Source organism: Pseudomonas sp. CC120222-01a (assembly GCF_003097235.1).
Classification (GTDB): Bacteria; Pseudomonadota; Gammaproteobacteria; order Pseudomonadales; family Pseudomonadaceae; genus Aquipseudomonas.
Genome location: NZ_QEQQ01000011.1, coordinates 54,380 through 76,851, shown reverse-complemented (window position 1 = coordinate 76,851; position 22,472 = coordinate 54,380). Strand labels below are relative to the sequence as shown.

The following is a 22,472-nucleotide window of genomic DNA, read 5'->3' as shown; positions in this document are numbered from 1 at the left end:
ATTGCTGACAAGGGTGAGTCCCCTTATAAAGGGAGTCACTTATTCCACAAAATATGAATTGCAAATATTTATATCTCTTAAAAGAATATAAGCCCGACTGACCGCGATTCGGTTCCGCCAACGGAAATGCTCGCCCAGGGCCCATGCCTCAAGGAGCATTTGCATGTCCGGACTTTCCCGTTGGCCTGCGCGCGCGTCGCGTTTCACCTTGCAACCCTTGGCCGCCGGCGTGTTGCTCGCGGCATCCAACGTCAGCTTCGCCGAAGACCCCGTCAGCGCTGCCCCGGCTGTGGAGCAGGAAGCCAAGCTCGGCACGGTCACGGTCAATGCCCGCCGCCGCGAAGAAACCGCGCAGAGCGTGCCCACGCCCATCAGCGTGCTCAGCAGCGAAACCCTGGAAACCCAGCGCATCTACCGTGTGCAGGATCTGCAACAGCTGGTGCCCAGCACTAACGTCGCCTACGTGCATGCACGGCAGTCGAGCATCTCGATTCGTGGCCTGGGCAACAACCCGGCCAGTGATGGCCTGGAAGGCAGCGTCGGCATCTATCTGGACAACGTCTACCTCGGCCGCCCGGGCATGGCCGTGTTCGACCTGCTCGATGTCGAGCAGCTGGAAGTGCTGCGCGGCCCGCAGGGCACGCTGTTCGGCAAGAACACCACGGCGGGGGTGCTGAACATCACCACGCGCAAGCCGACCTTCCACCCGGAAGGCAGCGTCCAGCAATCGATTGGCGAGGACGGCTACCTGCAGACCCAGGGCAGTTACTCCGGGCCGATCACCGAGACACTGGCCGGGCGCATCAGCGCCTACCACACCGAAGACGACGGCTATGTGAAGAACATCTACAACGGCGACGAGCTCAACGGTGGCAAACGCCAGGGCTTTCGTACCCAGTTGCTGTTCCAACCGAGCGAAACCTTCAACCTGCGCTGGATCGGCGAGTACAACGAAGAAGACTCCAACAACGGCATCCTCAGCCTGTACAGCACCGGGCCGACCATCAATGGCGTCAACCGCTACGAGAGCCTGGCGGCCCAGGCCGGCGCGACGCTGGTGTCGGGCAAGGATCGCAAGGTCAACTTCGATGCCGACCAGCAGGTGACGGTATTCCAGGGCGGTACTTCGGTGGAGGCCAACTGGACCCTGCCCAACGACTTCACCCTGACCTCGATCAGCGCCTACCGCTGGTGGGACTTCACCCCGCGTAACGACGACGGCCTCAACGTGCCGGTGTTCTACAGCGCCGGGGTATCGGTGCGCGACAAGCAGTACTCGCAGGAAATCCGCCTGGCGTCGCCTACCGGTGGCCCCTTCGACTATGTGCTGGGCGCGTACTACTTCAAGCAGGACCTGGACAACAAGTCCTTCACTTATTACGGGCCACAGGCCGACATCTGGAACCTGACGCCGGCTGGCGCTCTGAACAACGTCAACACCATCGGCAACGGCCATATCGATACCGACAGCTACGCGCTGTTCGCCCAGGGCACCTGGCACGTCACCGATCGCCTGGACTTCACCGCCGGCATCCGCGGCACCTACGAGGAAAAGAGCGCGTGGGTGACCCGCGACGCGCCAACCGGCGGTGCTGCCGTGACCGGTGCTGCCGCTGCTGCGCGCCAGGGCAGGGTAGGGGCGTACGACTCGGGTGACCTCAACCAGTACAGCTTCAGCCCCTCCGGCCTGCTCGGTTTGAGTTACCGCTTCAACGAGCAATTGCTCGGCTACGCCACCCTGACCCACGGCGAGAAGTCAGGTGGCGTGAACCTCACCGTCGGCGCCGCGCCACGCCTGGGCACCGACTCACTGCTGGTCGGCACCGAGCGGGCCAACAACGCCGAGTTGGGCCTCAAGAGCACGCTGTTCGACAACCGCCTGCAACTCAACACCAACCTGTTCTGGACCGAGGTGCATGGCTACCAGGCCAACGTCTACGACCAGATCAACCGCGTGCAGTACCTGGCCAACGCCGGCAGCGTGCGCTCGCGCGGCCTGGAATTCGAAGCCACGGCGCTGCCGATCAAAGGCCTGACGGTGAACTTCAACGGCTCGTGGAACGACGTGCGCTACCTGAAGTACGACGACGCGCCATGCCCACCAGAGGTGAGCCTGGCCAATGCCACGGCCACCTGCGACCTGTCCGGCCACCAGGTGGTCGGCGCCTCCAAGTACATCGCCAACCTCAACGGCGAATACAAGTGGCAGGCCAGCCAGCACGTCGAGCCCTACGTCACCGCCAGCTACGCGTTCCGCTCGCGGGCGGTGGGCACCATCGACGATTCCGACTTCGGCCAGATCCCCAGCTACGCGCTGGTCAACCTCTCCGCCGGTGTGCGCCTGGACCAGGGCGACGGCGTGGTCGACCTGTCGCTGTGGGTGAAGAACGCCGGCGACAAGACCTATTTCACCAGCCTGTGGAACTCCGCCAACGGTGGTTATGCCGGCGTGCTCGGTACGCCGCGCACCTTCGGCGCCACTGCCCGTTACGACTTCTGAGTAAAAAGGAGCTTTGCCATGAATGCCAAGACTGAAACCCCAGTACTGCCCGAAGGTGCCTGCCTCACGGCCAAGGTCCCTGACCGCGCCGAGGCGCTGCTCGGTGACGTGGTGGTCAACCCGTACCGCCTGGCGCCGCTGACCGCGATCATCCGCGACGGCGGGCGCAGCCTGAGCGCCGCCCATGTGCGGGTGCGTGGCAAGGGCGAGCGCGGTGTGGACATCGCCTATGAGGTGTCGGATCGCTCACTGTGGACCTATGGCGGCATCCCGGTATTCGGCCTCTACCCGGATCACGTCAACCAGGTGGAAGTGACCTACAAGCTCGACGGCGAGCGGGTCCGTGAGCAGTACCAGATCTACGCCCCGGCCGTGCGCCTGCCGGTGGTGGCGAAACAGACCGCCGCGCTGCCGGAAGTGGAGCCGGTCAAGGTGGCGCCAGGCTTCGAGCAGCGGCTGTACCTGTTCAACCATCTGCAAGGTGACATCCCCGGTGGCCGCGCCTTCAAGTGGAACGGCCTGGGCGGCGCTGCCGAATGGGACCAGGTTGGCAACAACTGGATCGCTGACAGCAACGGCGACGTGCGCTGGTACCTGGATATCGAGCAGATCCACGATTCCAACCGCCGCGACGGCCTAGGCGGGACCATGGGCTTCCAGCAGACCCGCGATGGCAAGCTGATCTGGGGGCAGGGCCAGACCTACTCCAAGTTCGACCTGCTGGGCCGGCGCATCTGGCAGCGCAACCTGCCGGACAAGTTCGCCGACTTCTCCCACGAGATCCGCGAAACCGCCAACGGCACCTACCTGCTGCGTGTCGGCACCAGTGATTACCGGCGCCCGGATGGCAAGCGGGTGCGCTCGATCCGTGACCACATCATCGAGGTCAATGAAGCAGGCGACGTGCTGGACTTCTGGGACCTGAACCAGATTCTCGATCCCTATCGTGGCGATTTGCTGGAAACCCTGGGCAAGGCGGCGATTCAGCTGCCCGCAGGTGTACAGAAGCAGGATGATCGGCTGGCCAACGAACTGGCAGAAGGCGACTTGCCATTCGGTGATACCCCGGGCGTGGGCACCGGGCGCAACTGGGCGCACGTCAATGCCATTGACTACGACGCCGATGACGACAGCATTATCGTTTCAGCTCGCCATCAGGGGGTGGCGAAGATCGGCCGTAACAAGCAGGTGAAGTGGATTCTCGCTTCTGCGCAAGGCTGGCCGCAGCACCTGCGCGAGAAGGTGCTGACGCCGGTGGCAAGCGAAGGCTTCGACTGGTCCTGGACCCAGCACACCGCCTGGCTCACCGGCAAAGGCACGCTGACCGTGTTCGACAACGGCTGGGGGCGCGACTTTGAGCCGACCAAGCTCAGTGGCAACTACAGCCGGGCGGTGGAATACAAGATCGACGAAGCCAAGGGCACCGTCGAGCAGGTGTGGGAGTACGGCAAGGAGCGTGGCGACGAGTGGTACAGCCCAGTGACCTCGGTGGTGGCCTACCGGCCGGAGACCGATACCCAGTTCATCTATTCGGCTTCGGTGAATTTCCTCACGCCCGAGAAACTGACCACCACGGTGCTCAATGAGGTGCGCCGTGGGAGCCAGGAGGTGTTGGTGGAGCTCAAGGTGCACAGCCGCCAGCCGGGTTCCGTTGGCTACCGGGCGCTGGTGATCGACCTGGCCAAGGCGTTCTGACTCACATTATTTTCAGCTCGTTCGTCTAACCTGTACTGGCCTCTTCGCGGGCGCGCCCGCTCCCACAGGGATCTCACCACTTTTGAACTCCGTGGGGTATCTGTGGGAGCGGGCATGCCCGCGAAGAGGCCGGCGGCCACAGCACAAAATTGTGAAATTTCCGCTGGGGTGTTCAACCATTCGTTCTTTTTTTCGAACAGCCTATTGTCCAACACCCCAGCAGCCGCTTAGCATTCGTTTGAGATTTCAAACGCTCGATGCCCTGCCTTGGGCGCTTTTCAAACAATCAACAATTCGGGAAGCCGACATGCAGCTCAAAGACGCTCAGTTGTTCCGCCAGCAAGCCTTCATCAACGGTGAGTGGCTGGATGCGGACAGCGGCCAGACCATCAAAGTGACCAACCCGGCCACTGGTGAAGTCATCGGTACCGTGCCGAAGATGGGCACTGCGGAAACCCGCCGCGCCATCGAAGCCGCCGACAAGGCCCTGCCGGCCTGGCGCGCACTGACCGCCAAGGAGCGTTCGAACAAGCTGCGTCGCTGGTTCGAACTGATGATCGAGAACCAGGACGACCTGGCTCGCCTGATGACCACCGAACAAGGCAAGCCGCTGGCCGAAGCCAAGGGCGAAATCGCCTACGCTGCCTCGTTCATCGAGTGGTTCGCCGAAGAAGCCAAGCGCGTCTACGGCGACACCATCCCGGGCCACCAGCCAGACAAGCGTCTGATCGTCATCAAGCAGCCGATCGGCGTTACCGCGGCCATCACCCCGTGGAACTTCCCGGCCGCCATGATCACCCGTAAAGCCGGCCCGGCCCTGGCCGCTGGCTGCACCATGGTGCTCAAGCCTGCGTCGCAGACCCCGTACTCCGCCCTGGCCCTGGTCGAGCTGGCCAACCGTGCCGGCATCCCGGCTGGCGTGCTGAGCGTCGTTACCGGCAGCGCTGGCGAAGTCGGCGGCGAGCTGACCGGCAACTCCCTGGTACGCAAGCTGTCCTTCACCGGCTCGACCGAAATCGGTCGCCAGCTGATGGAAGAATGCGCCAAGGACATCAAGAAGGTTTCCCTGGAGCTGGGCGGCAACGCTCCGTTCATCGTGTTCGACGACGCCGACCTGGACAAGGCGGTCGAGGGCGCGATCATCTCCAAGTACCGCAACAACGGCCAAACCTGCGTCTGCGCCAACCGTATCTACGTGCAGGACGGCGTCTACGACGCGTTCGCCCAGAAGCTGGCCGCTGCTGTCGCCAAGCTGAAGATCGGTAACGGCCTGGAAGAAGGCACCACCACTGGCCCGCTGATCGACGGCAAGGCTGTCGCCAAGGTCCAGGAACACATCGACGACGCCGTTGGCAAAGGCGCCAAGGTGCTGTCCGGTGGCAAGCTGATCGAAGGCAACTTCTTCGAGCCGACCATCCTGGTCGACGTGCCGAAGACCGCTGCTGTCGCCAAGGAAGAGACCTTCGGCCCACTGGCGCCGCTGTTCCGCTTCAAAGACGAAGCCGAAGTCATCGCCATGTCCAACGACACCGAGTTCGGCCTGGCCTCGTACTTCTACGCCCGTGACATGAGCCGTGTGTTCCGTGTCGCCGAGGCCCTGGAATACGGCATGGTGGGTATCAACACCGGCCTGATCTCCAACGAAGTCGCGCCATTCGGTGGCATCAAGGCTTCGGGCCTGGGCCGCGAGGGTTCCAAATACGGTATCGAGGACTACCTCGAAATCAAATACCTGTGCATCAGCGTCTGATCGCCGGGTAAACGGTTTTACCTCTGCCAGCGGGGCGCGAGAGCGACGTCTCGCTGGCCTTTTTGACATCGCAGTACCTGGTGGCCAGGGCGTTCACGGCAGTCGATCAACGAATACTGTTCGCGAACACTCCCAGCCACCCCCGAATAAAAGCGCCGCTGATCGGCGCAAATGAGGGCATTATGAGCAAGACCAACGAATCCTTGATGCAACGTCGTGTCGCCGCCGTCCCACGTGGCGTTGGCCAGATCCACCCGATCTTCGTCGAATCCGCGAAGAACTCGACCGTGATCGACGTTGAAGGCCGCGAACTGATCGACTTCGCTGGCGGCATCGCAGTACTGAACACCGGCCACCTGCACCCGAAAGTGGTTGCAGCTGTGCAAGAGCAGCTGACCAAGGTCAGCCACACCTGCTTCCAGGTGCTGGCCTACGAGCCTTACGTCGAGCTGTGCGAAAAGATCAACAAGCTGGTCCCAGGTGACTTCGACAAGAAGACCCTGCTGGTTTCCACCGGCTCCGAAGCTGTTGAGAACGCCGTCAAGATCGCCCGTGCCGCCACTGGCCGCGCTGGCGTGATCGCCTTCACCGGCGGTTACCACGGCCGTACCATGATGACCCTGGGCCTGACCGGCAAGGTCGTGCCGTACTCCGCTGGCATGGGCCTGATGCCAGGCGGCATCTTCCGCGCCCTGTTCCCGAGCGAACTGCACGGTGTCAGCGTTGACGACGCCATCGCTTCGGTCGAGCGCATCTTCAAGAACGACGCCGAGCCACGCGACATCGCCGCGATCATCCTCGAGCCAGTACAAGGCGAAGGCGGCTTCTTGCCAGCGCCGAAAGAGCTGATGAAGCGCCTGCGCGAACTGTGCGACAAGCACGGCATCCTGCTGATCGCCGACGAAGTGCAGACCGGCGCTGGCCGTACCGGCACCTTCTTCGCCATGGAACAGATGGGTGTTGCGCCTGACCTGACCACCTTCGCCAAGTCCATCGCTGGCGGCTTCCCGCTGGCCGGTGTGTGCGGCAAGGCCGAAATCATGGACGCCATCGCTCCAGGCGGCCTGGGCGGCACCTACGCCGGTTCGCCGATCGCCTGCGCCGCGGCTCTGGCCGTTATCCAGGTGTTCGAGGAAGAAAAACTGCTGGACCGCAGCAAGGCTGTCGGTGAGCGCCTGACCGCTGGCCTGCGCCAGATCCAGGAAAAGCACCCGATCATCGGCGATGTCCGTGGTCTGGGCTCGATGATCGCTGTGGAAGTCTTCGAAAAAGGCACCCACACCCCGAACGCTGCTGCCGTTGCCCAGGTTGTGGCCAAGGCACGCGACAAGGGTCTGATCCTGCTGTCTTGCGGCACCTACGGCAACGTCCTGCGTATCCTGGTTCCGCTGACCGCCGAAGACGCGCTGCTGGACAAAGGCCTGGCCATCATCGAAGAGTGCTTCGCTGAACTCGCCTGATGTGACGCGCTTCATGAAAAAACCCGCCTAGGCGGGTTTTTTTTGTGCCCAGAAAAGCCGGGTGAAGCTATGGTGGTGGAAGGATTTGCCTTGGAAGCTGCGAAGGACTGTGTGTCAGGGATAACCAGGAGTTGGCCATGAGTGCTGCAGACCCCACCCCACCTTGCGTATTGATCGCCGAAGGCGACCCTTGGGTACGCGAAATGCTGAGCGAAATGCTGCTCAGCGTGCGTTGCGACGCCCGCTTGCAGGTCTGCGCCGACGGCTCGCAGGCGCTCACGGCGCTGGCCAGTAAACCTGACCTGATCATCGCGGCCCGGGAACTGGCGGGGCTCGATGGCCTCGACCTGCTGCGCAAGGTGCGCGCCAAGGGCCCGGGGCTGCCGTTCATTCTCATGAGCGAGCGCAGCGATAGCGCCAGCGTGCGCGAAGCGTTGCCGCTGCACCCCACGGCTTACCTGAGCAAGCCACTGAACCTGGACAAGCTGCGCAAGAGCCTGGAAGAGCTGCTGCTGGCCGTGGGCGAGCAGATTGCCTGCCCGGTGCCGCCGTTGCAGCCGGGCGCCAACCTGCCGGCTTACCTCGAACAGCGCCGGGCCACTGCCGACGGCGGGCCACTGTTTGCCGATGTGCAGGTGGCGATCAAGCGCGCACTCAACCCGCAGGGCCTGAACCTCAAGGTGCTTGAAGAGGAAGTGCGCGACGACCCGCAGATCACGGCGGTGCTCATCGCCGCTGCCAACAGCGCCGGCCTGCACCGTGAAGCACCTGTGCAGACGCTGATGCAGGCGCTGAACAAGCTCGGCAGCACTCAGAGCATGAACCTGATTCTCGGCCTTACCCTCAAGCGCAGTGCCCGGCTGAGCGACCCGCTGCTGACGCAACATGCCACGCATTACTGGAACCTGTCGCTGCACACGGCCGAATACGCCCGCACGCTGGCGCGCATGCTCGAACTGGATCAGGAGCGCTGCTATTGTGCCGGCCTGCTGCATTGCCTGGGCGACCTGGCGGTGCTGCGCTGCCTGCAGGAGTGGCGTCTGGCCGGTGGCGAGCTGGACGAGGACCGGGTACAGCTGTCGCTCAATGAGTTCGGCGCAGCGTTCGGCTCGGCGCTGCGTACCCGCTGGCGTTTGCCGCTGAGCCTGCGCGAGCTGATTGCGGCGATCTACCAGCTGGGTGGCGGAGTGTATTCGCGGGAGATCCTGGCCTTGAACCTGGCCGGGCAACTGGCGCGCCTGCCGGCGGATCAGGGGCTGGAGAAGATCGCCAACAACAAGACCGCGCGTTTGCTCAAGGTTGGGCTGCCGGAGCTGAGCCGGTTGCGCAAGGTGGAGAATCCTGAGGATAAGGAACAGGAGACACCGCCAGCTTCCGAAGAGCCTGCATCGAATTGAGACCCTGGGGCCGCTTTGCGGCCCTTTCGCGACACAAGGCCGCTCCTACAGAAGATCGCGTACTTCTGTAGGAGCGGCCTTGTGTCGCGAAAGGGGCGCGAAGCGGCCCCAGTCAGCCTCGGACTATTTGATTCTTGCCCTGCCGCTTGGCCCGATACATCGCCGCATCGGCACGGGCGAACAAGCTGTCCAGCGACTCGTCCTCATCCGTCAGCCCGGTCAGCCCCTGGCTCACCGTAACGCTGTACGCCTCATCGCCATGGCTGAAGCCCTGCCGCTGAATCTCCCGCTGCAACCGCTCGGCAATCTGCTCGGCCACCTGAGCATTGCAACCCGGGAATACAGCCGCGAACTCCTCACCGCCGATACGCCCGAACAGGTCGCCACGGCGTAGCACGGCCTTGCCGCTGTCGGCGATGCGCTGCAGCACCTGGTCGCCTTCCTGGTGCCCGTAGCTGTCATTGATACGCTTGAAGTCGTCGATGTCCAGCAGCAGGAAGGCCAGTGGCGTGCCGTCTTCACGGGCACTGTCGAAGGCCTGCTGGGCGCACTCGAAGAAGTGCCGGCGGTTGCTGCTCTGGGTCAGTACGTCGGTGGTGGCCAGGCGCTGCAGCTCGCCTTCGAGCTGCTTCTTTTCGGTGATGTCTTCGGCGATGCCGACGATGATCACCCGGTCACCGTCGTTCTGCTGGTTGATATAGCACTTGTCGCTGAGCCAGCGCACCTGGCCGCTGGCGTTGAGGATGCGGTACTCGCGGTCCTCCACTGCGCCCTTGAGCAGCACCTGGGCCAGGCTGCGTTCGGCGAATTCCAGGTCGTCGGGGTAGATGCTGTCGCGCCATTCGTTGTAGTCGGCCAGCACCAGGCTGGCCGGGCGACCGAAGATGCGTTCGTAGGCGGGGCTGACGTAGAGCACCTGGCGAGTTTCCCAGTCGAAGGCCCAGAGCACGGCGTTGACGCTGTCGAGCAGCGAGCTGTAGAGCTGTTCGCGTTCACTCAGGCGGGCGACTTCGCCCTGGGCGTGGAGCAGGGCCAGCAAGGTTTGCGCAGCTTCGGGAGGCGGGGTACCTGACAACGACGGAGGGAGGTTTTTGGCCATGAGCACGGAGCAGTTCTCATTGATGAGGCGCGCGGCCACGAACCGGCCCGCCACGCGGGCGATGTGCGGGTTTGAGTGGATTTTCAGGGGGGAAGTTCCGGCAGGCACGCCCCATTGCAGGGCGTGCCGATCAGCGGCTATCAGGCGCCGGTGGGGCGCAGGGAATAGGTTTTCAGCTGTGCTGCGAAGTCGTGCAGGGCATGGATGCCGCTGGCCTCGGCCTCGTGTACCCAGTCCTTCATGGCGGCCAGCATATCGTGGCCGTTGGCGCTGGTGCGGGCCCAGATCTGTTGCAGGGCCAGGCGCTTCTCGTAGATCGTCTTCAGTGCCTGGCTGTGGGCCAGCATGCTCTCGATGCGCACGTGGTGGCGGTCTTCCAGCAGGCTGGTTTCACGCGACAGCAGGCGCTTGGCACGGCGGAAGCGGTGGCGTACCGAGGCATCGACCTTGGCCAGCTCCTGCTTGACTAGCGGGCCGATCACCAGCTTGCGGTACTGGGCCATGATCTGGAAACGGTTGTTGAGGATGGCCATGGCCGTGTCCATGTCCAGGCTGGCCTTGCCCTCGACGCGGTGGGCGATGGGCGCCACGCGCTGTACCTTGGCCAGGCGCAGCAGGCAGAACAGGCGGATCCACGCCCAGCCCATGTCGAACTCCCAGCGCTTGACCGACAGCTTGGCCGAGTTGGGGTAGGTGTGGTGGTTGTTGTGCAGCTCTTCGCCGCCGATGACGATACCCCACGGCACCAGGTTGGTGGCGGCGTCACGGCATTCGAAATTGCGGTAGCCGACCGCATGGCCCAGTCCGTTGACCACGCCGGCGGCCCAGAACGGAATCCACATCATCTGCACTGCCCAGATGGTGATGCCGATGGTGCCGAACAGCAGCAGGTCGATGACCGCCATCAGCACGATGCCGCCGAGCTTGTAGCGTGAGTAGAGGTTGCGCTCGATCCAGTCTTCCGGGCAGTTCTTGCCGTAGATGCGCAGGGTTTCGGGGTTGCGTGCCTCTTCGCGGTAGAGCTCGGCGCCTTTACGCAGCACCGTGCCCAGGCCCTTGTACAGCGGGCTGTGCGGGTCGTCCGGGGTTTCGCACTTGGCGTGGTGCTTGCGGTGCACGGCCGTCCATTCGCGGGTGTTCTGTGCCGTGGTCAGCCACAGCCAGAAACGGAAGAAGTGCTTGAGCGCGCCATTGAGCTCCAGGGCGCGATGGGCGGAGTAGCGGTGCAGGTAGATGGTGACGCTGACGATGGTCAGGTGAGTCATCAGCAGGGTGACGCCAACCAGTTGCCAGGCCGACAAGTCGAGCAGACCGTTGTACCACATAGATGTAGAAGCCCTCGGGAATGCAGGGAGAAAGGGGTGATTATCCCTTGGCGGGGAAATAAAACCAGTCACCCTTTCAGATAGGAAGTCACGGCATGTTTCATGCCCTTATAATGCCCCATCCTTTTTCATGGGCTTTCCCCCCCGACATGTCTGTTTCCGTTCGCGACGCCTTGCGCATGGCCGCGCTGTATGTGGTGCTCTCGTTCCTCTGGTTGGTGCTGGCCGAGGTGGTCCTGCGCAGTATGTCTGACGACCCCCTGGCGTTGACCGTGGGCCGGCAGATCAACGTGGTGGTGTGGGTTCTGGTCAGTGCCTTGCTGATCTTCGTGTCCCGTGCCCGTTTGCTCAACTTCATCGGAATCGGCGCGCGCCTGCGCAGCGAGGACCGCGAGCGCCTGCGCATGGCTGCGGCGGTGTTCGACAGCACCCTGGAGGGCGTTTTGGTCACAGACCGCCAAGGCCTGATCGTGCACGTCAATCGCGCCTTCATGCGCATTACCGGCTACCAGCAGGATGAGGTGCTGGGCCATCGCCCCAGCAAGTTCAAGTCGGGCCGCCACGGCGCGCCGTTCTACCAGCAGATCTTTGCGGCGCTGGCCGAAACGGGTGAATGGAGCGGCGAGATCTGGAACCGCCGTAAAAGCGGTGAAATCTATCCACAATGGCAGACGATCTGCGCCATTCGTGATGACAGCGGTGAACTGAGCCACTACGTGGCGGTGTTCAGCGATATCAGTGCGATCAAGCACTCCGAGCAGGAACTGGCCTACCTGGCGCACCATGACCCGCTCACCGGCCTGCCCAACCGCCTGTTGTTCAATGATCGCGCCGAGCAGGCGCTGGCTTCGGCGCAGGCCAACAAGCGCGGCTGCGCATTGCTGTTGCTCGACCTGGATCACTTTCAGAGCATCAACGATGGCCTTGGCCATACCATCGGCGACCAGTTGCTCAAGCTGGTTGGCGAACGCCTGCGTGAGACAGTGGGCAGCAACGTGACCCTGGCGCGCCTGGGCGGGGACGAGTTTGGCGTGCTGGCCGAGAACTGCCAGCACGTTGGCCAGGCCGGCAAGCTGGCGCAGGGCATCATCGAGCGCATGCGTGAGCCCTTCGAGTTCGATGGCCACCGGCTGTTCATCAGTGCCAGCGTGGGTATCAGCCTGTTCCCCAATGACGCCCTGAGTGCCGAGCAACTGTTGCGCAATGCCGATTCGGCGCTGTTCAAGGCCAAGGGCAATGGCCGCACCTGCTATGCACTGTACACCGAGGAGCTGACCGCCCACGCCCAGCACCGGGTGGAAACCGCGGGCGAGCTGCGCCGGGCGCTGGCCCAAGACGAACTGCGGGTGTTCTTCCAGCCGGTGCATGACCTGGCCACGGCGAAGATGATCGGGGTCGAGGCATTGGTCCGCTGGCAGCATCCACAGCGAGGGTTGGTGCCGCCGAGCGATTTCATCCCCATCGCCGAACGCACCGGTCTGATTGCCGAGATCGATGCCTGGGTGTTGCGTGAAGCCTGCCGGCAGATGGTCCAGTGGCGGGAGGATGGGCGCATGCTGGCGTTCGTTGCGGTCAATATTTCCAGTCGCTTGTTTGGCCAGCGCGAGTTGTACCGGCAGGTGGCCGACGTGCTGCATCAGACGGGGTTGGAGCCGACGCTGCTGGAGCTGGAAGTGACCGAGAGTGCGGTCATGGAAGACCCGGAAGTGGCGCTGGAGCAACTGCACCGCCTTCGCGAACTGGGGCTGAACCTGGCCATCGATGACTTTGGCACGGGGTACTCGTCGTTGCTGCGGCTCAAGCGCTTGCCGGTGCAGAAACTGAAGATCGACCAGGGCTTCGTGGCCGGCTTGCCGCAGGATGACGATGACATCGCCATCGTGCGGGTGATCGTCGCGTTGGCACGGAGCATGGGCATGCAGGTGCATGCCGAGGGGATCGAACAGGCGGAGCAGGCGCGCTTCCTGCTGGAGCAGCAGTGCCAGCTGGGGCAGGGGTACTGGTTCGGGCGGCCGGTGCCGGCTGCGGATCTGCATTGGGGCTGAGATTGCCGGGGCTGCTTTGCAGCCCCAGGCCTTCAACGCTTGTTCAAACCTTTCGCCAACCGGTCTCCACCCAACTGGATCAGCGCCACCAAGGCCACCAGCATGGCAATCACGGTCAACATGATCTGGCTGTCGAAGCGCTGATACCCATACCGATAGGCAATATCCCCCAGCCCACCCGCGCCAATCGCCCCGGCCATCGCCGAAGAATTGATCAGCGTCACCAGGGTAATGGTGAACCCGCCCACGATCCCCGGCAGCGCCTCTGGCAACAGTACATGCCAGACGATGTGCCAACGCCGGCACCCCATGGCCTGCGCCGCCTCCACCAGGCCATGGTCGACCTCGCGCAGGCTCACCTCGGCAATCCGTGCGAAGAACGGCGTCGCGGCGATGGTCAGTGGCACCACGGCGGCCCACACACCGTAGGTGGTGCCCACCACCAGCCGGGTGAAGGGGATCAGCGCGACCATCAGGATCAGGAACGGGATCGAGCGGAACAGGTTGACGAAGGCGCCCAGCACCCGGTTCAGCAACGGTGCCTCGAAGATGCCACCCTTGTCGCTGGTGACCAGCAGCACCGCCATCGGCACCCCCACCAGCAGCGCGACCAGCGAGGACACGCCTACCATCAGCAAGGTGTCGAGCAGACCATCGAGCAAGCGATCAAACCACATGGCCCAGTACCTCCACGTCTTCGGCCCAGCGGCGGGCGCGTTCGAGCAATAGGTGCGTGTCGTGCGGTGAGCCCTGGATCGACAGGATCAACTGCCCGAGGGCATGTTCGCCGATGGTCTCCACGCCTCCCTGAAGCAGCCGCACACGCCCGCCCAGTTCGGCAAACAGGTCGGACAGCGCCGGCTCGCCGAGCAGGGTGAGTTTGAGCACCACTGCGCTGTCACGGCCCGCCGGGCTGGCGCGCAGGTTTGCCTGCAAAGCCGCGGGCAGCTTGGTCTGCAACGGTGCCAGCAGGGTGCGGGTAACCTCATGGCGTGGGCTGCCGAACACGCGCCAGACTTCGCCCTGCTCGACGATCGCGCCACGTTCCAGCACCACCACACGCTGGCAGATGTCGCGGATCACCGCCATTTCGTGGGTGATCAGCACCACGGTCAGCCCCAGGCGCTGGTTGATGTCGCGCAGCAGTTCGAGGATCGACGCCGTGGTCTCGGGGTCCAGCGCCGAGGTGGCTTCGTCGCACAGCAGGATTTCCGGGTCATGCACCAGCGCCCGGGCGATGCCGACCCGCTGCTTCTGCCCGCCGGACAGCTGCGCCGGGTAGACGTGATGTTTCTCCTGCAAACCCACCAGCTCCAGCAGCTCGCGGACCTTGCGCTGGCGCTCGGCCTTGGCCACCCCGGCTACTTTCAACGGCAGCTCGACGTTCTGCCACACGGTCTTGGCCGACATCAGGTTGAAGTGCTGGAAGATCATGCCGATGCGCCGGCGCAGCGCCACCAGGTGGTCTTCGTCGAACGGCGCGATGTCCACCTGGTCGATCAGCACGCGGCCCTGGCTCGGCTGCTCAAGGCGGTTGATGGTGCGCAGCAGCGATGACTTGCCTGCACCACTGCGGCCGATGATGCCGAAAATCTCGCCACGCCGAATATTCAGGTCGATGCCGTGCAGTGCGGGTTGCTGCTGGCCAGGGTAAGTCTTGCCGAGGCCGATGAAGCGCACGTGGGCTTCGTTGACCTCCGGGCGCAGGGCCTGCTCCCTGGCCGTTGACGACAATGGTTGTGCGGTGGGCGCCCGGAGCGCGTTGGCCTGGCTCATGTCAGCCTTCCCAACCGGCCTGGTACAGGCTGCCATGGGCCTTGTTCAACGCCGAACGCACGGCAGGCGAGTGTTGGTAGATGTCGACGAACCTGGCCAGGCGCGGGTCGTCCTTGCTTTGCGGACGGATGACGAACTGGATCACGTACTCCTTGTTTTCCAGGCCATCGAACAGCAATGCCGAAGTGGCATCGAAGCTGTTGGCCAGGCGGATGTAGGCCGGGTAGCCCTGGACCAGGTCGGCGTCGTCATAGGCACGCACCAGTTGCACGGCTTCGACCTGCAGGATCTTCAGCCGCTTCGGGTTGGCGACGATGTCGTCTTCGGTGGCCTTGTAGCCTACCCCCGGCTTGAGGGTGATCAAGCCAGCCTTGGCCAGCAACTGCAGGCCGCGGCCGCTGTTGATCGGGTCGTTGGCGATGGCCACGCTGGCGCCTTCAGGTAGGTCGGCGAAGCTCTTGTACTTTTTCGAGTACAGGCCGACGTTGTTGATGATGCCCGGGGCATAGGGCACCAGGTTGAAACCGGCCGCAGCCTTGGCGTTCTCCAGGAAGGGAATGTGCTGGAAGTAGTTCACGTCGATGTCGCCGCTGTTGAGGCTGACATTCGGCGCGATCCAGTCGCTGAACTCGATCAGCTTCACCTCCAGGCCCTGCTTGTGGGCTTCTTCCACCGCGGCTTCCAGTGGGATGGCGAAGGCCGCGGTGGTGCCGATCTTCAGCGGCTCGGCAGCGAAGGCACTGGTGGTCAGGGCAAGGGTGATGGCGATGGCCGCGACGGGCCGGAACAGTTTCTCAAGCATGGTGCAGGGCTCCAGTCGGGGCAGGGGTAGAGGTGTTGCGGTAGGTGGAACCTGGGTGGTCGGCGGGCAGGTGCGGGTGATCGCTGGCGAACAGCTTCTCGCGCAGGGTGCCGTCGGCGTAGGCGGTCTTGTAGCGGCCACGTTGCTGCAGTTGCGGGACCACCAGTTCGATGAAGTCTTCGTAGCTTTCCGGGGTGACGGTGCGGGTCAGGTTGAAGCCGTCCAGGCCGGTTTCGTCGACCCAGGCGATCAGTTGTTCGGCCACCTGGTCGGGCGCGCCGACCAGGGTGACGTAGCGCCCGCCGAGGGCGTGCTGCTCCAGCAGGCGGCGGCGGGTCCAGGCGTTTTCCTGCAACTGGCGGGTGGCCGACTGGATGGCGTTGCCCTTGCTGGCACCGATCGGGTCGTCCAGTCCATAAGCAGCGAAGTCGATGCCGGTTGAGGCGGCGAAGTGCGCCACGCCGGCTTCCGCGCTGGCATGCTGCAGGTACTCGGCGTACTTGGCCTGGGCCTGCTGCTCGGTGGGCGCGACGATCACCGTGATGCCCATGAATACCTTCACCGCCTGTGGGTCGCGGCCGGCGGCCCGGGCAGCCGCGCGCACCTTGTCGACCTGGGCGCGGGTGGCGGCCTGGTCCTGGCCGCTGATGAACACGCACTCGGCATGGTTGCCGGCAAAGGCCAGGCCGCGCGGCGAGCTGCCCGCCTGGAACAGCACCGGTGTGCGCTGTGGCGAGGGTTCGCACAGGTGGTAGCCCTCGACCTTGTAGAACTCGCCCTGGTGGCGGATCTTGCGCACCTTGCCCGGCTCGGCGTACACCCGGCGCTGGCGGTCGTTGACCACGGCGTCATCGGCCCAGCTGCCTTCCAGCAGCTTGTACAGCACCTGCAGGTATTCGTCGGCCTGGTCGTAGCGGCGGTCGTGCTCGGGCTGTTGCTCCAGGCCCATGGCGCGGGCGGCGCTGTCGAGGTAACCGGTGACGATGTTCCAGCCGACCCGGCCATTGCTCAGGTGGTCGAGGGTGGAGAGGCGCCGGGCGAACAGGTACGGCGCCTCGTAGGTGAGGTTGGCGGTTAGGCCGAAGCCCAGGTGGCGGGTGACGGCGGCCATGGCCGAGACCAGCAGCAGCGGGTCGTTGACCGGTAGCTGGATCGACTCCTTCAGGGTTACGTCCACGGAGTTGCCGTAGATGTCGTAGGTGCCGACGATGTCGGCGATGAACAGGCCGTCGAACAGCCCGCGCTCCAGCAGGCGCGCCAGGTCGGTCCAGTATTCCAGGGTCTTGTACCGGGTCGAGGTGTCCCGTGGGTGGGTCCACAGGCCATGATTGATGTGCCCGATGCAGTTCATGTTGAAGGCATTGAGCAGGATCTGCTTGGCCATCAGATGGTCCCCCGGCGTGGTGGGTTTGCGTTGTTCAGGTAGTAGTTGCCGATGGCGTGGTACTTCCAGCGCACCGGGTCGTGCAGGGTGTGCACGCGGGCGTTGCGCCAGTGGCGGTCGAGGTTGTGCTCGGCCAGGGTGGCCTGGCTACCGGCAAGCTCGAACAGCGTGGTGCCGGCGGCCAGGGACACTTCCGTGCTGATTGCCCGTGCTTCGGCAACGGCAATGGAGGCAGCAGCCACGGTGTCGGCATTGCTGTCGGCCTGGGCGCGGTCGAGGCATTCGCCGGCGCGTTCGAGCAAGGCTTCGGCGGCGTGCAGGCGGATAACCAGGTGGCCGAAGCTCTTCAGGGTCAGCGGGTCGTCGCTGGCCTTGTCCAGGCCGGAGTCGACCCACGGCCGGCTGCGTGTGCGCACGAAGTGCAGGGCATCATCCAGTGCGGCGCGGGCGATACCGGTGTCGATGGCAGCGTGGAGAATCTGCGCCAGCGGGCCGACCGGTGTCGGGCGCTCGAAGGCACTCTGGAACGGCACCACGTCGACGGCATCGACCCAGACGTTGTCGAAGGTCACCGAGCCGCTGCCGGTGGTGCGCTGGCCAAAGCCGCTCCAGTCGTCGATCACCTGCAGGCCCTGGCTGTTGGCAGGGACGAAGGCCAGTTGCTGGCGGCCCTGGTCGTCGATCACCGAGGTCGGGATACGTTGCGCGTAGAGCGCGCCGGTGGCGTAGAACTTGCGGCCGTTGATGCGGTAACCGGCGCCGTCGTGGGTCAGGCGGGTGGTGCGGTCGTGGGCGGTTTTCGTGCCCAGCTCGGCCAGGGCGTTACCGAAGCGGCGGCCTGCCAGCACTTCGGCGTAAAGGCGCCGCTGCTGCTCGGGGCTGCCGTTTACCCGCAGCACTTCGAGGGCGTAGAAGTGATTCTGGGGGATCTGGCCGAGGGAGCCATCGGCCTGGGCGATGCGGGCGATGACCTGGGCCAGGGTGACGTTGGAGACCCCCGCGCCGCCGAAGGTTTTGGGGACGCTGATGGCCCACAGGCCGGAGCGGGTGAACAGCTCCAGTTCGGCGTGGGGCAGGCGGCGTTCGCGGTCGCGCAGGGCGCTGTCGCGTTTGAGTTGCTGGGCAATATGTTCGGCGGCTGCCAGGGCCTGGCTGTCGCTGGTAATAACCGATGTTGTCATGGTGTTCTCCGGGGGCCGCTGTGCGGCCCTTCGCGGGCATGCCCGCTCCCACAGGTACAGTGTTGATCTCAGGTTCTATGCAGTTCTTGTGGGAGCGGGCGTGCCCGTGAAGGGCTGCGCAGCGGCCCCAATGGCCACAAATTCAGATCCAGGAATGCCGGGCGGGTAGGGTGCCGTTGAGGTGGTAAGCGCCAACCGCGTGGTACTTCCAGCGCACCGGGTCGTGCAGGGTGTGCACCCGGGCGTTGCGCCAGTGCCGGTCGAGGTTGAACTCGGCCAGGCTTGCGCGGCTGCCCGCCAGCTCGAACAGCTTCTCGCTGGCCTGCAGCGAGATCTCGGTGGTCAGCACCTTGGCCTCGGCCACGGCAATCGACGCCCGCGCTGCGGCGGCGGCATCGATCGGCCCGGCATTGACCTCGTCGAGCACGCGCGCGGCTTTGCGCAGCAGCGCCTCGGCGGCATGCAGTTCAAGCTTCAGGCGGCCGATGTCGGCAATCACGTAAGGGTCATCGCTGGCGCGTTCGACCTTGGCCTCGATCCATGGCCGGGATTTTTCGCGGACAAAGGTGATGGCGTCGTCGATGGCGGCCTCGGCGATGCCGGCATCGATGGCCGCTTGAATCAGCTGCGAGGCCGCGCCCTGGATATTGGGGATATCGCGCTGGCGCCAGTTGTCGATGACCAGTTCGGCATCAACCGGTACCTGGTCGAGCAGCACGGTACCGCTGGCAGTAGTGCGCTGGCCGAAGCCGGACCAGTCGTCGACGATGCGCAGCCCTGGGCTGCCACGGCGGACGAAGGCCAGGCGCTGGCGGCCTTCGTCGTCCAAGGCCTTGACCGCTACCCAGTGGGCGAACAGCGCGCCGGTGGAATAGAACTTCTCACCGCTGATGCGATAGCCGTCACCGCTGCGGGTGATCCTGGCCTTGAGCGTCAGGGTGTCCTTGGTGCCGCGCTCGGGGCCGGCGTTGCCGATGCGCCAGCCGTCCAGCACATTGCGGAAGATCAGCGCCTGCTGGGCCTCGGTAGCGGTCAGGCGCAGCAACTGCAGCATGCCGAACTGGTTTTGCGGGATCTGCCCGAGGGCCGGGTCGGCGGCGCTGATCAGGCGGAACACTTCGGCGACGGTTGCGAACGAGACGTCCGGGCCGCCATGGGCCTTGGGCACGCTGATGCTGCCCAGGCCGCTGCGGGTGAACTGTTCGATTTCTGCCCAGGGCAGCTTGCGGTGCTGGTCGCGGCGGGCGGCCTGCTCACGGGCACTTTCGGCCAGCTCGCGGGCGGCTTGCAGGGCCTCGGCGTCGTTGCGCAGGACCTTGGCCGGCAGCAGCAAGGGCGAGCTGTCGAGGTCGCTGTGGAATTGGGTATTTGGCTGGGTGGTCATCAGAACCGAACCTCACAAAGTGGATGCGTCGCTTCAGCTGATGGCGACAGACATTTGCTGGTCCGGTGGTCCGGTTTATATACCCTAATGGCTTATTAAAAGTTTATGAACTAACTTTTTGGAATATTTATAGACGAGGGATTTGCATTGGATGTGCCGGCCTCTTCGCGGGCACGCCCGCTCCCACACCGATCAATGTGGGAGCGGGCGTGCCCGCGAAGAATCCAGCCGAGATTTTCAGTCTTGCGCAGCAGTGGTCCCGAGGAACTTGCGCAGGAACTGGCGGGTACGCTCTTCCTTCGGATTGGCGAACAGCGCCTTGGCCTCGCCCTGTTCCACGATCACGCCCTTGTCGAAGAAGATCACCCGGTTGGCCACGTCCCGGGCAAAACTCATCTCGTGGGTAACGATGATCATGGTGCGCTTCTCCTCGGCCAGGCCGCGGATGGTCGCCAGCACCTCGCCGACCAGCTCCGGGTCGAGGGCCGAGGTGGGTTCGTCGAACAGGATCACTTCAGGTTCCATGGCCAGCGCACGGGCAATCGCCACGCGCTGCTGCTGGCCTCCGGAAAGGCGCCGCGGGTAGGCGTCTTCCTTGCCCGCCAGGCCAACCTTGGCCAGCAACCGCCGACCCAGCTCGATGGCCTGTTCGCGGGGCGTCTTCTTGACGATCACCGGGCCTTCGATGACGTTTTCCAGCGCGGTGCGGTGGGGGAACAGGTTGAAGTTCTGGAACACGAAGCCAGCCTGCTGGCGCAGGCGGCGGATCGCACTTTGCTGGCCGCCGAGCGGGCGGTTGGCATCGATGCTGATGTCACCGATCTGGATCTGCCCGGCATCCGGGGTTTCCAGCAGGTTGAGGCAACGCAGGAAGGTGGTCTTGCCCGAGCCGCTGGGGCCGATGATGGCCACCACTTCACCGGGTTGCACGGTCAGGTTGATACCGTTGAGCACGGTCTGGCCCTTGAACTGCTTGGTCAGGCCTTTGGCGACGATCATCTCATTGCTCCTGGTCGTGCTGGTTGACCCGCGCTTCCATGCGGTTCTGGAAGTGCGCGAGGATGCTGCAGAGGATCCAGTAGATCACGGCAACGGCCAGGTACATGGTGAACACTTCGAAGGTGCGTGCGGTAATCAGCTGGGCCTGGCGGAACAGCTCGGGCACCTGGATGGTCGCTGCCAGCGCGGTGTCCTTGACCAGCGAGATGAAGCTGTTGCCCAGTGGTGGCAGCGCAGTACGCAGCGCCTGGGGCAAGATCGCCCGGCGCATGGCCTGGGTACGGGTCATGCCGATGCTGGCTGCGGCTTCCCACTGGCCGCGGTCGATCGAGGAGATCGCCGCACGCAGGATTTCGCAGATATAGGCTGCCATGTTCAGTGACAAGCCGATCAGCGAGGCCGGGATCGGGTCGAGCTCGATGCCGATCTGCGGCATGCCGAAGTAGATCACGAACAGCTGTACCAGCAGCGGTGTGCCACGGAAGAACGACACGTAGATGCGCGCCAGCCAGTTCAGCGGCAGGATCTTCGACAGCCGCATCAGCGCCAGGGCAAAGCCCAGCACCAGGCCGAAGAACATGCCGCCAACACTGAGCAGCACCGTATAACCCGCGCCCTTCAGCAGGAAGGGCGTGGAGTCGGCAACGAGTTGCAGGCTTTCAGCGATCATTTGGTGACATCGGCACCGAAGTATTTCTCCGACAGCTTGGCCAGCGTGCCGTCGGCCTTGAGCTTGTCGATGGCCTTGTTGATCGCGGCCAGCAGCTCAGGCTCGCCCTTGCGCAGGGCCACGCCGCTTTCAAGGCGCGAGAAGGCGTCGCCAGCCAGCTCGGTGTCCTTGGCCTTCTGGGCGTATTCCAGCGCAGCCAGGCGGTCGATCAGGATGGCGTCGATGCGGCCGTTGCGCAGGTCGGCGAATTTGCTCGGGTCATCTTCATAGGTGCGCACGTCAGCCTTTGGCACGTCCTGCTTCACCCACTGTTCGTAGTTGGTGCCCAGGCCAACACCGACTTTCTTGCCTGCCAGGTCCTGCGCACTCTTGATGTTCAGCTGCTCGGCCTTCTTCTTCAGCACCAGCGCCTGGATGCCGGAGATGGTGTAGGGCTCGGAGAAGTCGTACTTCTTCTTGCGCTCCTCGGAGATGGTCACCTGGTTGACCACCACGTCCAGGCGCTTGGATTCCAGCGCGGCAAGGATGCCGTCCCATTTGGTCGGCTGGATCTTGGCCTTGACCCCCAGCTCCTTGGCCAGCAACTCGGACAGCTCGACCTCGAAGCCGGTCAGCTTGCCGTTTTCATCCTGAAAGCTGAACGGCGGGTAGGTGCCTTCGAGGCCGACGTTGATCACGCCTTTTTCCTGGATGGTCTTGAGTTGCTCGCCGGCGAAGGCCTGGCCGAGCAGGCCGGCACCCAGCAGGATGGCCAGGCTGGCGTTGAGAAGCGGTTTGGCGAATTTCGACATGTCAGACCCCGCGCTTGTTGTTGAAGTAGTGGGTGGCGACTATAAAGTTGGCTGCATAGGCCAGGAAATAATAAAAACTTATTTTGTTATTTCCGTTTTGATCTGTGCCAGGTTTTGGCTGCTTTGAGGGTAGGCCAGGATAGTGCCGCCGTCATCGCCGCTTATGCCCGACTTAGCGCAGGATGGAATAAAGCGTTGTTTTTTCCAAGGGACA

Annotated in this window: 17 protein-coding genes; 6 read left to right on the top strand and 11 right to left on the bottom strand. The window is 63.9% G+C overall.

Going from position 1 to position 22,472, the window contains the following annotated elements; all coding sequences use genetic code 11:
- Positions 1-163: 163 nt before the first annotated feature.
- The 5 genes from N430_RS15650 (at position 164) to N430_RS15630 (ending at position 8,802) form a co-directional block, all read left to right on the top strand.
- Positions 164-2,500 carry a TonB-dependent receptor gene (locus N430_RS15650; RefSeq protein WP_110637886.1) on the top strand — a complete coding sequence of 779 codons (2,337 nt, stop codon included), beginning with the start codon at positions 164-166 and terminating at the stop codon, positions 2,498-2,500.
- 18 nt (positions 2,501-2,518) lie between these two features.
- Positions 2,519-4,195, top strand: a complete 1,677-nt coding sequence (locus N430_RS15645; RefSeq protein WP_110637885.1) for an aryl-sulfate sulfotransferase — start codon at positions 2,519-2,521, stop codon at positions 4,193-4,195.
- Positions 4,196-4,502: 307 nt separating this feature from the next.
- Positions 4,503-5,945, top strand: coding sequence for an NADP-dependent succinate-semialdehyde dehydrogenase (gene gabD / locus N430_RS15640; protein WP_110637884.1), 1,443 nt, complete (start codon positions 4,503-4,505; stop codon positions 5,943-5,945).
- A 182-nt stretch (positions 5,946-6,127) separates the two neighbouring features.
- Positions 6,128-7,405: a 4-aminobutyrate--2-oxoglutarate transaminase gene (gene gabT, locus N430_RS15635; RefSeq protein WP_110637883.1), complete on the top strand. Its 1,278-nt coding sequence runs from the start codon at positions 6,128-6,130 to the stop codon at positions 7,403-7,405.
- Positions 7,406-7,542: 137 nt separating this feature from the next.
- Positions 7,543-8,802, top strand: coding sequence for a response regulator (locus N430_RS15630; RefSeq protein ID WP_110637882.1), 1,260 nt, complete (start codon positions 7,543-7,545; stop codon positions 8,800-8,802).
- 112 nt (positions 8,803-8,914) lie between these two features.
- On the opposite strand, the gene N430_RS15625 is transcribed toward N430_RS15630, so the two are convergent.
- Together N430_RS15625 and desA are read right to left on the bottom strand one after the other, a co-directional pair.
- Positions 8,915-9,901, bottom strand: a complete 987-nt coding sequence (locus N430_RS15625) for a sensor domain-containing diguanylate cyclase (RefSeq protein WP_110637984.1) — start codon at positions 9,899-9,901, stop codon at positions 8,915-8,917.
- A 140-nt stretch (positions 9,902-10,041) separates the two neighbouring features.
- Complete coding sequence (gene desA / locus N430_RS15620) at positions 10,042-11,226, bottom strand: delta-9 fatty acid desaturase DesA (RefSeq protein ID WP_110637881.1); 1,185 nt, start codon at positions 11,224-11,226, stop codon at positions 10,042-10,044.
- Positions 11,227-11,375: 149 nt separating this feature from the next.
- Between desA and dibA the strand changes: the two genes are divergently transcribed.
- Positions 11,376-13,271, top strand: a complete 1,896-nt coding sequence (gene dibA, locus N430_RS15615; RefSeq protein WP_110637880.1) for a phosphodiesterase DibA — start codon at positions 11,376-11,378, stop codon at positions 13,269-13,271.
- A gap of 32 nt (positions 13,272-13,303) precedes the next feature.
- Here the strand turns inward: dibA and N430_RS15610 are convergent, their stop codons facing one another.
- From N430_RS15610 to tcyJ, 9 genes are all read right to left on the bottom strand, one after another.
- Positions 13,304-13,948 carry a methionine ABC transporter permease gene (locus tag N430_RS15610; RefSeq protein ID WP_110637879.1) on the bottom strand — a complete coding sequence of 215 codons (645 nt, stop codon included), beginning with the start codon at positions 13,946-13,948 and terminating at the stop codon, positions 13,304-13,306.
- Complete coding sequence (locus N430_RS15605) at positions 13,938-15,047, bottom strand: methionine ABC transporter ATP-binding protein (protein WP_110637878.1); 1,110 nt, start codon at positions 15,045-15,047, stop codon at positions 13,938-13,940. The genes N430_RS15610 and N430_RS15605 overlap by 11 nt, the downstream gene beginning before the upstream one ends.
- Before the next feature lies 1 nt (position 15,048).
- Positions 15,049-15,849 carry a MetQ/NlpA family ABC transporter substrate-binding protein gene (locus N430_RS15600; RefSeq protein ID WP_110637877.1) on the bottom strand — a complete coding sequence of 267 codons (801 nt, stop codon included), beginning with the start codon at positions 15,847-15,849 and terminating at the stop codon, positions 15,049-15,051.
- A complete protein-coding gene (locus tag N430_RS15595) occupies positions 15,842-17,233 on the bottom strand; it encodes an LLM class flavin-dependent oxidoreductase (RefSeq protein ID WP_110637876.1) in 1,392 nt (463 codons plus the stop codon). Before N430_RS15595 ends, N430_RS15600 begins: the two co-directional genes overlap by 8 nt.
- Positions 17,233-18,414, bottom strand: a complete 1,182-nt coding sequence (locus N430_RS15590; protein WP_110637875.1) for an SfnB family sulfur acquisition oxidoreductase — start codon at positions 18,412-18,414, stop codon at positions 17,233-17,235. Before N430_RS15590 ends, N430_RS15595 begins: the two co-directional genes overlap by 1 nt.
- Positions 18,415-18,556: 142 nt before the next feature.
- Positions 18,557-19,798 (bottom strand): SfnB family sulfur acquisition oxidoreductase, encoded by a 1,242-nt coding sequence (locus N430_RS15585; protein ID WP_110637874.1) that lies wholly within the window; start codon positions 19,796-19,798, stop codon positions 18,557-18,559.
- A gap of 237 nt (positions 19,799-20,035) precedes the next feature.
- The gene (tcyN, locus tag N430_RS15580) at positions 20,036-20,797 is read right to left on the bottom strand and encodes an L-cystine ABC transporter ATP-binding protein TcyN (RefSeq protein WP_110637873.1); all 762 of its coding nucleotides are present in this window, start codon (positions 20,795-20,797) and stop codon (positions 20,036-20,038) included.
- A gap of 1 nt (position 20,798) precedes the next feature.
- Complete coding sequence (gene tcyL, locus N430_RS15575) at positions 20,799-21,467, bottom strand: cystine ABC transporter permease (RefSeq protein WP_060507574.1); 669 nt, start codon at positions 21,465-21,467, stop codon at positions 20,799-20,801.
- Complete coding sequence (gene tcyJ / locus N430_RS15570; RefSeq protein ID WP_110637872.1) at positions 21,464-22,258, bottom strand: cystine ABC transporter substrate-binding protein; 795 nt, start codon at positions 22,256-22,258, stop codon at positions 21,464-21,466. Before tcyJ ends, tcyL begins: the two co-directional genes overlap by 4 nt.
- Positions 22,259-22,472 lie beyond the last annotated feature (214 nt).

Coding starts and splice junctions, on each gene's coding strand:
- N430_RS15650 (WP_110637886.1), top strand. CDS start 164: ATGTCCGGACTTTCCCGTTGGCCTGCGCGCGCGTCGCGTTTCACCTTG.
- N430_RS15645 (WP_110637885.1), top strand. CDS start 2,519: ATGAATGCCAAGACTGAAACCCCAGTACTGCCCGAAGGTGCCTGCCTC.
- gabD (WP_110637884.1), top strand. CDS start 4,503: ATGCAGCTCAAAGACGCTCAGTTGTTCCGCCAGCAAGCCTTCATCAAC.
- gabT (WP_110637883.1), top strand. CDS start 6,128: ATGAGCAAGACCAACGAATCCTTGATGCAACGTCGTGTCGCCGCCGTC.
- N430_RS15630 (WP_110637882.1), top strand. CDS start 7,543: ATGAGTGCTGCAGACCCCACCCCACCTTGCGTATTGATCGCCGAAGGC.
- N430_RS15625 (WP_110637984.1), bottom strand. CDS start 9,901: ATGGCCAAAAACCTCCCTCCGTCGTTGTCAGGTACCCCGCCTCCCGAA.
- desA (WP_110637881.1), bottom strand. CDS start 11,226: ATGTGGTACAACGGTCTGCTCGACTTGTCGGCCTGGCAACTGGTTGGC.
- dibA (WP_110637880.1), top strand. CDS start 11,376: ATGTCTGTTTCCGTTCGCGACGCCTTGCGCATGGCCGCGCTGTATGTG.
- N430_RS15610 (WP_110637879.1), bottom strand. CDS start 13,948: ATGTGGTTTGATCGCTTGCTCGATGGTCTGCTCGACACCTTGCTGATG.
- N430_RS15605 (WP_110637878.1), bottom strand. CDS start 15,047: ATGAGCCAGGCCAACGCGCTCCGGGCGCCCACCGCACAACCATTGTCG.
- N430_RS15600 (WP_110637877.1), bottom strand. CDS start 15,849: ATGCTTGAGAAACTGTTCCGGCCCGTCGCGGCCATCGCCATCACCCTT.
- N430_RS15595 (WP_110637876.1), bottom strand. CDS start 17,233: ATGGCCAAGCAGATCCTGCTCAATGCCTTCAACATGAACTGCATCGGG.
- N430_RS15590 (WP_110637875.1), bottom strand. CDS start 18,414: ATGACAACATCGGTTATTACCAGCGACAGCCAGGCCCTGGCAGCCGCC.
- N430_RS15585 (WP_110637874.1), bottom strand. CDS start 19,798: ATGACCACCCAGCCAAATACCCAATTCCACAGCGACCTCGACAGCTCG.
- tcyN (WP_110637873.1), bottom strand. CDS start 20,797: ATGATCGTCGCCAAAGGCCTGACCAAGCAGTTCAAGGGCCAGACCGTG.
- tcyL (WP_060507574.1), bottom strand. CDS start 21,467: ATGATCGCTGAAAGCCTGCAACTCGTTGCCGACTCCACGCCCTTCCTG.
- tcyJ (WP_110637872.1), bottom strand. CDS start 22,258: ATGTCGAAATTCGCCAAACCGCTTCTCAACGCCAGCCTGGCCATCCTG.